At 59.9% G+C, this 8,825-nt stretch carries 8 protein-coding genes; 6 read left to right on the forward strand and 2 right to left on the reverse strand.

Translation table 11 applies throughout. The features are described 5' to 3' along the window. The first annotated feature begins 104 nt into the window (after window positions 1-104). A complete protein-coding gene (locus tag BM70_RS0128735; RefSeq protein ID WP_025859223.1) occupies window positions 105-593 on the forward strand; it encodes a TIGR00645 family protein in 489 nt (162 codons plus the stop codon). Between the two features lie 15 nt (window positions 594-608). Here BM70_RS0128735 and BM70_RS0128740 read toward each other — a convergent pair whose 3' ends face one another. Continuing rightward, entirely contained in the window at window positions 609-2,042 is a 1,434-nt protein-coding gene (locus tag BM70_RS0128740) for a glycosyltransferase family 39 protein (protein WP_025859224.1), read from the reverse strand. Window positions 2,043-2,264: 222 nt separating this feature from the next. Here BM70_RS0128740 and BM70_RS0128745 point away from each other — a divergent pair, with 222 nt between their 5' ends. Further along, on the forward strand, window positions 2,265-2,822 hold the full coding sequence (locus BM70_RS0128745) for a TetR/AcrR family transcriptional regulator (protein WP_043274422.1): 558 nt from the start codon (window positions 2,265-2,267) through the stop codon (window positions 2,820-2,822). Between the two features lie 141 nt (window positions 2,823-2,963). Here BM70_RS0128745 and BM70_RS33255 read toward each other — a convergent pair whose 3' ends face one another. Continuing rightward, window positions 2,964-3,587, reverse strand: a complete 624-nt coding sequence (locus BM70_RS33255; protein ID WP_025859227.1) for a stage II sporulation protein M — start codon at window positions 3,585-3,587, stop codon at window positions 2,964-2,966. Between the two features lie 217 nt (window positions 3,588-3,804). Here BM70_RS33255 and BM70_RS0128760 point away from each other — a divergent pair, with 217 nt between their 5' ends. From BM70_RS0128760 to BM70_RS0128775, 4 genes are all read left to right on the forward strand, one after another. Next, window positions 3,805-4,314 (forward strand): sigma-70 family RNA polymerase sigma factor, encoded by a 510-nt coding sequence (locus BM70_RS0128760; RefSeq protein ID WP_025859228.1) that lies wholly within the window; start codon window positions 3,805-3,807, stop codon window positions 4,312-4,314. Continuing rightward, entirely contained in the window at window positions 4,311-5,279 is a 969-nt protein-coding gene (locus BM70_RS0128765) for a DUF4880 domain-containing protein (RefSeq protein ID WP_025859229.1), read from the forward strand. Before BM70_RS0128760 ends, BM70_RS0128765 begins: the two co-directional genes overlap by 4 nt. Before the next feature lie 108 nt (window positions 5,280-5,387). Further along, the gene (locus BM70_RS0128770; protein ID WP_025859230.1) at window positions 5,388-7,817 is read left to right on the forward strand and encodes a TonB-dependent siderophore receptor; all 2,430 of its coding nucleotides are present in this window, start codon (window positions 5,388-5,390) and stop codon (window positions 7,815-7,817) included. A 166-nt stretch (window positions 7,818-7,983) separates the two neighbouring features. Then, on the forward strand, window positions 7,984-8,679 hold the full coding sequence (locus BM70_RS0128775; protein WP_371262190.1) for an EcsC family protein: 696 nt from the start codon (window positions 7,984-7,986) through the stop codon (window positions 8,677-8,679). Window positions 8,680-8,825: the final 146 nt, after the last annotated feature.

Consider the following 8,825-nt stretch of genomic DNA (forward strand, 5'->3'; position numbering starts at 1 on the left):
AATTCCCTTACAGATGCCGCACAGGTCAGTTTTCTCGTGCTTACAGGTGTCTTGTAGCGGCTGGTATACTCGCCGCCATTTTTAGCCAAGCTGTGTGAGATTCAATGGAACGCTTTATCGAAAATGCTATGTACGCCTCGCGCTGGCTGCTGGCGCCAATCTATTTCGGCCTGTCCCTGGGGTTGCTGGCGCTGGCGCTGAAATTCTTCCAGGAGGTGTTTCACCTGCTGCCGAGCGTGTTCTCGATGGCTGAGTCCGAGCTGATCCTGGTGCTGTTGTCGCTGATCGACATGGCTCTGGTCGGCGGCCTGCTGGTGATGGTGATGATCTCCGGCTACGAGAACTTCGTCTCGCAACTGGATATCGATGACAACAAAGAGAAACTCAACTGGCTGGGCACCATGGACTCTTCGTCGCTGAAGATGAAAGTGGCGGCTTCCATCGTGGCGATTTCGTCCATCCACTTGCTGCGCATCTTCATGGACGCCAAGAACGTCGATCCGCAGCACTTGATGTGGTACGTGATCATCCACATGACCTTCGTGGTCTCGGCGTTCGCCATGGGTTACCTGGACAAGGTCACCAAGCACTGATGCCCTGCGCCGGCCTTATTGCTCCACGAAGGCGTAAGGCTGGCGATTGATCGACATCTGCTTGATCACCTTTACCGGGTTGGCCAGGTCGTCGGTATGGTCCAGCAACGCAACGTTGCCGGGCCTGGCGCCGAGGTAGCTGTGCAGTTCGGCCTCGGTTTGCAGGATCGGCAAGTAGGCCTGCAGGTAGAACACGCTGGCCCCGGCGATGCGTTCGTTGGGCCGGAACAGCACCACCTCCCTGCCTTCGTCTTTGAATGCCTGGACCTGGCTGATCACCGGGACGAACGAGTGGCGCACGTCGGCCTTGGGCGCGAACCAGAAGGCCGCTATCAGGTAGCAGCCCACGGCCAGGGTGAACACGCCGCCCACCACTGTTCTGTGATGGTTGTGCAGCGCGGGTTTGCGGATCTTCAGCCAGTCCAGCAGTACCCGTGCATATTCCGCGGCCAGCACGGCGGCGGCGGGCGTCAGTGCCATCAGGTACACGGTGCGTTTGCTCGACGCCAGGGTGAGCAGGGTGAACTGCGCCACCAGCCAGACGCTGAAGAACAGGCGGTAGCGGTTGCGCACCAGGCTTTTACGGAAATGCCACAAGCCCAGGTACACCAGGATATTCCAGGGCAGGAACGCTTCGGGCAGTTTCAAGAGGTAGTAGTAGAACGGCTCGTAATGCCCGGCTTCGACAAACGAGCCGCTGAAGCGACCGACACTGTTGGTCAACAGCACTTCGGCCACTGCCTGCATCCCGCCACGCTGGAACAGGAAACCCAGCCAGATCACCAACGGCACCAGCGCCAATACGGTAAACAGCGCGGGCTTGAGCCAGTCGCCAAGGTTAAGGCGCTTGTCCATCAAGCAGGTGCTGGCCAGATACACAAAAATCACAATGCCCGGCATCGCCAGTCCCAACACGCCTTTGCTGAGGGTGGCGATCAACATCCCCGCGGTAAACAGTGCCCATGCGCCGGCGCTGGAGCCCTGGCGATCGGGCCGCACGGCCTGGTAGAACGCCAGCAACGCTGTGGTCACGCCCAGGCTGAGCAACGAATCCTCACCCACACCCCGCACGTTGCCCCAGTAGCTGGCCATGGTCGCCAGGATCAATGCCGCGCTGAACGCCAGCGTCTGCGGGCGTCCGAACCGGCGCAACATTGCATACAGCAGCATCACGCTGAACAACCCGGCAAACGCCGAGGCCAGGCGTACGGCCCAAGTGGTGCCGCCAAACAGGCGAATGGCCCCGGCGTCGATCCACAGGCTCAGGGGCGGTTTTTCCAGGAAGGGTTCGCGAAACAACTGGGGCACTACCCAGTTATTGTCCAAGTGCATGGCCATGGCGATCCCGGCGACGCGGGCCTCGGTGGAGCCTTGCAGCTCGTGGTTACCCAGGGCAAAGAAGAACAACAGGCCAGCAAGCAGGAGCAGCAGGGGAACGGGACGCGTCATGGGGTGTGGCTACCAGGGCAGGAGAACCGTCCGGAGGAACGGTCATTGCAATTGGCTAGTATCCCTTCGCGTTTCTGAATATTTCGTGAACGAGTGTGGGGTTTTTGCAAGGCATCCAGAAGGACGCGCAGTTCATCCAGTCGGCGGGTGTATGGCCACGGGACTACCGTCGACCGCTCCACCATCACCCTGGCGCTATGCTAACCTCCCGCGATGCCTAGAATGACCAAATCCGAACTGAATGCCGAAATCATCGACCGAGCTGCCGGCCTGTTTGCCAAGCACGGTTTTGCGCACACCTCGCTTCAGCAGATTGCTGATGCCGTCAGCTACTCCAAGGCCGGTTTACTCCACCATTTCCCGAGCAAGCAAGCGTTGTATGACGCAGCGTTGCGCACCGGCATCGAGCATATGCAGGTGTTGGTCGAGAGTGTCGAGGGCCTGGCGCCGGGCGTCGAGCGCGAGCGTGCGGTGATCGAGAACCTGGTGGATTTCACCTTTGATTGGCCGGGTGTGTCGGCGTTTGCCAACCGCTTGGTGGAGGGCGAACAGAGTGATGCGCCCGAGTTGATGCAGATGGGGTTGCTGGTGTACGTCGCCCTCGGTATTGACCTGGCCACTGCGACGCAGGAACGGCTGGTGCGTGTCACCAGCGCTCTCACCGGGTTGGGGGCCACGTCACTGGTGGCAGTGCGTTCGGGTATCCAGCGCGAGTGGCGTTCGCTCATCATCCTTGCGGCGATGGACGCGCTCGGGCATCACGGCTTCACAACCCCCTGACGATCCCCAGGATCCTGTGGCTCCAGACGCCGTGCCTGGCGCCGGGCGACATAAGGTCTTCGGGCAGCGGCAGGGCGGCAGCAACGCTGTAGAAAGCAATGCCCAGCCCGATCAGCGTCCACTTGTGTCGTCGCAGCCGGTTCACACCAGCAGCGGCATGAGGTAGATGACTTCCAGTGCCTCGTAGACCGCGCCGATCAGCAGCGCCAGCGTCACCAGAAGATACAGCCGCCCCGTCGCACGCACGCCTGCCTTGTATCCGTCCCAGCGCGAGCCCAGCCCATAGCGGTGGGGCCACAGCCACATCCGCCCTTGTACATACACGGCAAACGCCGCCAGTACATAGGCCTGCCCTTCGATCAACAGCGTGAGCGAATGCGGGATCAGCGTGGCGCGATCGGCACCTATTGGCGAGAACATCACGCCCCACAAAAAACCACGGTACAACGTCAATGCGATGCCGGCAAACGGGATCAGCAGCGAGGGCAATGTCGTCATCCCTACCGCCACGCCCAGGTTGACCAGAAATGTAATTGCCATCGCCAGCGGCAGATTTTTGCTGGCATAGATATCCCCAGCCATTTTGAACAGGCCCGGCTCGGCGAAGGCTTTATCGATATTCGGCTCGAACACGCCATGCAGCTCGGGCGTGAGCGCGGTGACCAGCATCATCACGGCGAACAGGCCGTAGAAGGCCAGGTTGAGGACGATAAACGCCCGGCGATGCTGTTGGATCAGGGCGAAAGCGCTGTGCAGGAAGGTCACCGGTGTACTCCTGGGTGTGAGGTGTGCGAGCGCAGGCCGGCGAGCGTGAGTACGCTCTCGGTGGCGTGGGGCTGGATTATTCTACCGATATGGTTGGTATGCAACCAATTTGGTTTGTTTTGTGAGCTGCACTGAAGAGGCGAGAAACGCCTGACAGTCTCTAATGAGAAGTATTATCATGTGTGACTTTCTGTTTCCGCCCTCTGGATAACCTGCCGTGGCCACCTCCTCTTCTGCCCAATGCGTCGTTGGCGAGCTCTATGCCCAGCACCACAGCTGGGTCGTGCAGTTGCTGCGACGCAAGCTGGGCGGGCAGGACGTAGCCCTGGATCTGGCGCAGGATACGTTCGTGCGAATTCTGAGCAGCGGCAGTGTGCCGATTCTTCGCGAGCCGCGTGCCTACCTCACGACCGTCGCCAGCCGTTTATGCGGGCAATATTTCCGTCGCCAGGCGCTGGAACGTGCGTATGAGCAATCGCTGACGGTTTTGGAGCCCGAGCACATGCCGTCGCCGGAAACCCGCTTGCTGGTGCTCGAAGCGCTGGATGCCGTCGGGCAGGTCCTGGACGGGCTGGGCAGCAAAGTGCGCGAGATTTTCCTGCTCTCGCAGCTCGATGGCCTGACTTACCCACAGATCGCCGAACGCATGGACGTAAGCGTGAACGTTGTGCAAAAAGCCATGCTCAAGGCCTATCGCCATTGCTACCTGGCGGTGTACGGCGCATGAACCGTCTGCAGGCCGCCAGCGATCAGGCATTGGATGAAAGCGTACTGGACCAGGCCTTGAACTGGATGGTGGCCCTGCAATCGGGTACCTGCGGCGCCGCCGAGCAACACGCCTGCCAACAGTGGCGCAATGAAAACCCCCAGCATGAACTGGCCTGGCAGCGCCTGGCTGGACTCAGCCGCGATATGCGCATCCATACCCACGCGTTGTCGGCGCCTGATGCCCGGCAATTACTGCGCGCGCGCGGCGCACCCTCGCGGCGCACGTTGCTCAAGGGCCTTGCGGGCTTGGGTGTGGCGACAGCCGTGGGCTTGAGCGTGCGCGAGCGGGTGTTGTTGCCGGAACTGTTCAGCGACTACCACACCGCCACGGGCGAGCGACGACGCCTGTTGCTGGCCGATGCCGGTGAGTTGCAGCTCGATACCCGTACGGCGGTGGATATTCGAGGCGCCGACATGACCCTGAACCTCGGCCGGCTGCTGCTGAGCACCGGCACCCGCGGCATGACCGCGATCCATACTGCCAATGGCTGGGTGCGGCCGACGGCGTCGTCGCGGTTGATCATCAGCCAGGATTTGCCTCGCCAGCCGGGCACCCAGGTGCAATTGCTGTCGGGCAGTGCCTCGGTCGAGCCACAGCGGGGCGCGGCCATCAGACTGGATGCCGGGCAGCAACTGACCTTCGACAGTCAGCGCAGCGCGCCACCGACGCCAGTACCGTCAACCGCCGAAGCCTGGACCCAGGGATTGCTGATCGCCGAACGCATGCCGTTGGGTGAACTCCTTGAGCAACTCGACCGCTACCGGCGTGGCGTACTGCGTTGTGACCCGCAGGTGGCGGGGCTGCAGGTGTCCGGTTCGTTCTCGCTGGATCAGCCGGAAGCCAGTCTCGACCTGCTGGCCAGGGTACTGCCCGTCCGCGTACAGCGGGTGTTCGGCTACCTGGCCACGGTCGTGCCCGCCTGACCGCAGATTTTTCTTACGCCACGTGGCAGGTTTTTCCGTCTCGAGCATCAAGACAGGTAAGACGCAGAAAAAAGCGTCCACCCAACCTTTCACGACAGGACAGTCTTTATGCTCAGCCGCGTCACTCCTCTCGCCAGTGCGTTGCGCACCGTCATCTTCGGTTTATCGGTGGCAACCGCAAGCCACGGCGTCATGGCCGCTAGCTTGGTACCCAGCGGCGAACATATTCAGCGCCAGACCTATGACATCCCCGCCGGCAGTCTCGACCGTGTGCTGGGCGCCTTTGGGCAACAGTCGGGCGTGATGATCGGTGTTGATTCGGCGCTGGCGGCCGGTCTTCGGAGCCCGGGACTGAAAGGCCACTTTGCTGTCGACGAAGGCCTTGAGCGCCTGTTGGCCCCGGCCGGTTTGCAGGCAGAGCCAGAGCAGGGCGGGTATCGCGTGGTGGCCAAGCCGGCTTCGCAGGATGGCAAGGTGGAGCTGCAAGCGACTCAGGTGAACGCCAACCAGTTGGGTACCATCACCGAAGGTTCGGGTTCCTACACGCCGGGCACTATTGCCACGGCCACACGCATGGTGCTGACTCCACGGGAAACCCCGCAGTCGATCTCGGTTGTCACTCGCCAGACCATGGACGACTTCGCGCTGAACTCCATCGACGATGTTATGCGCCATACGCCCGGCATCACCGTCTCAACCTTCGATACCGAGCGCACCAACTATTACGCGCGCGGTTTTCCAATCCAGAACTTCCAATACGATGGTGTCCCCACCACGCGTAATGACGGCTACTCGGCCGGCCAGACCCTGAGCGACATGGCGATCTACGACCGCGTCGAGGTGCTGAAGGGCACCACTGGCCTGATGACCGGCGCGGGCGGCCCCGGCGGGACCATCAACCTGGTACGCAAAAAACCCACAGGTGAACTCAAGGGCCACGTGGCCCTGGGCGCAGGCTCCTGGGACAACTATCGCTCGGAACTCGACGTGAGCGGCCCGCTCACCGACAGCGGCAATGTGCGCGGGCGCGCCGTGACGGTGTATCAGGACAAGCATTCGTTCATGGACCACTACGAGCGCAAGACCAACGTCTATTACGGCATTCTAGAGTTCGACCTCTCGCCCGACACCCTTCTGACTGTCGGCGCCGATTACCAGAACAACGATCCCAAAGGCTCCAGTTGGTCAGGCAGCCGCTCACTGTTTGATGGCATGGGCAATGACATCAGCTTCAATCGTTCCTACAACAACGGCCCGAAATGGAGCGGATGGCAGCAATACAGCCGCAGTGTCTTCGCCACGCTCGAGCATGCGCTGGATAACGGTTGGGTCGCCAAGGCCAATTACAGCAACCAACTCAACGGTTACGATGCACCATTGGGCTACGCCTCTCCGAAGTCCCTTAGTACAGATAGAGCCTCTGTCTATGCCGCGAAATACACAGGCAGCACCATAAGCAACAACGGCGACTTCTACCTCTCCGGCCCGTTCGACCTGGGTGGCCGCGAACATCAACTGGTAGTGGGCTCGTCGGTCTCGCGCACGCATTGGAAAGGCAAGGACTACTACAACCCGACCTATAAAGATGGCAATGACTTTGATCTGTATGGCTGGGACGGAGACAGCCTGGAGCCCGATTGGGGCCAGCCCGTCCACAAAGACGACATCACCCGCCAGGCCGCAGTGTATTTCTCGACACGGCTGAGCCTCACCGACGACCTGTCCCTATTGCTCGGCTCACGCCTCACGGATTACCGCCTCACCGGCACCAACGATTCGCGGGAAACCGGCAAAGTCATCCCCTACGTTGGCGTGGTGTACGACCTCAACGACAACTTCTCGGCGTACGCCAGCTACACCGAGATCTTCATGCCCCAACAGTTGCGGCCGGACCGCAACAACAAAATGGTCGAGCCCGACGAGGGCAAGAACTACGAAGTGGGGCTTAAGGGCGAGTTCTACGACGGCCGCCTGAACACAAGCCTCGCTTACTTTGAAATCCACGAGACCAATCGCGCCGAAGAAGACACCGAATTCAACAACAACATGCCGGTCGGCTCACTCGTGGATTGGGCCTACATGGGCATCAAGGCCAAGACCAAAGGCTACGAAGCCGAGATATCCGGCGAACTCGCTCCGGGCTGGCAGTTGCAGGCGGGTTACACCCACAAAGTTATCCGCAGCGAAGACGGCAAAAAATTCTCGACCTGGGAGCCTGAAGACCAACTCAACTTCTACACCAGCTACAAACTCACTGGCAGCCTCGACAATCTCACCCTCGGCGGCGGCGCACGCTGGCAAGGCAAGGGCTGGCAAGAGGTCTACAACACCCGCAAAAGCGCGAACCAGGACTTCTCCCAAGACCCGTACTGGCTGGTTGACGTAATGGCGCGCTACCAGATCAGCAAAAACCTGTCGGCGTCGGTGAACGTCAACAACGTGCTGGATAAGAAGTACTTCACCAACGTCGGGTTCTACCGGTCTTCGTACTATGGGGATCCGCGCAATGTGATGGTATCGACACGCTGGGATTTCTGATGAGAGGGGCCGGGATGTCTGGTGACGTCTCGGCCTTTGTTGTTACCGGGCGGCTAGACGTCCCACCCGCTCCATCCAGAGTCAACAAAACCGCGATCACGCGGGTTTTGTCGATCGCTCCTGGAGGATCCTCAGGAGGTCATGGATTTGATAGTGGCATTTTGATATGTTGGCTGCCATTTTACAGGGATGGGTAAACATAATGGCAACCGAATTAACGATGGCAACACTCACCCAGGCACTGGATTGGGCTTTCGAAAAGGCAATGGACGGCATCCCGGGAACGGGCACTGCGCAGGAATTTGCTGCTGAATACAGCAAAAATAACGATACCCCTCTGGACGCAATGAACTCCCTGATCCGCTGGCAGAACACCAAGGCTGCTACTTCAGGATTTCTTACGGGGCTAGGCGGGATTATTACGCTACCCGTGGCGATTCCGGCCAACCTGGCAAGCGTCATGTACGTTCAGTTGCGCATGATTACGGCGATTGCTTACATCGGCGGCCACGACCCTCTGGATGATCGCGTCAAAACCCTGGTTTACACCTGCCTGGCCGGCAATGCGGCTAAAGACATCCTCAAGGATGTCGGTATCAACGTCGCCAGCAAACTAGCCGTCACGTCGATCAACAAAATCAGCGGCGCGACCTTGACCAAAATAAACCAGGCCGTGGGGTTCCGCCTGTTGACCAAGTTCGGTAGCACCGGCGCCATTAATCTGGGTAAAGCGGTACCTCTATTGGGAGGCATCCTGGGCGCAGCTTTTGACTCGGTGACCACCAATACTGTAGGCAACGTCGCACGCGATATTTTTATCGTGCCGATGAAAGTCGCTGAGGCCGTTCAGGAACCTGCCTGATTTTTGGTAGGTAGAGAGTGAAGAGGCGAGTTCTGAGGGCTGAAAAAATCCAGAGCTTGAACTGCCCTATGGATCGTGGATTCATCCGGCCCATGGCTGTGTATTTCAAAAAATTCCACTAGGGCGTTTGGAATACACAGTTGCTT

The sequence above is a fragment of the Pseudomonas sp. CHM02 genome (genome assembly GCF_000612585.1).
Lineage (GTDB): Bacteria > Pseudomonadota > Gammaproteobacteria > Pseudomonadales > Pseudomonadaceae > Aquipseudomonas.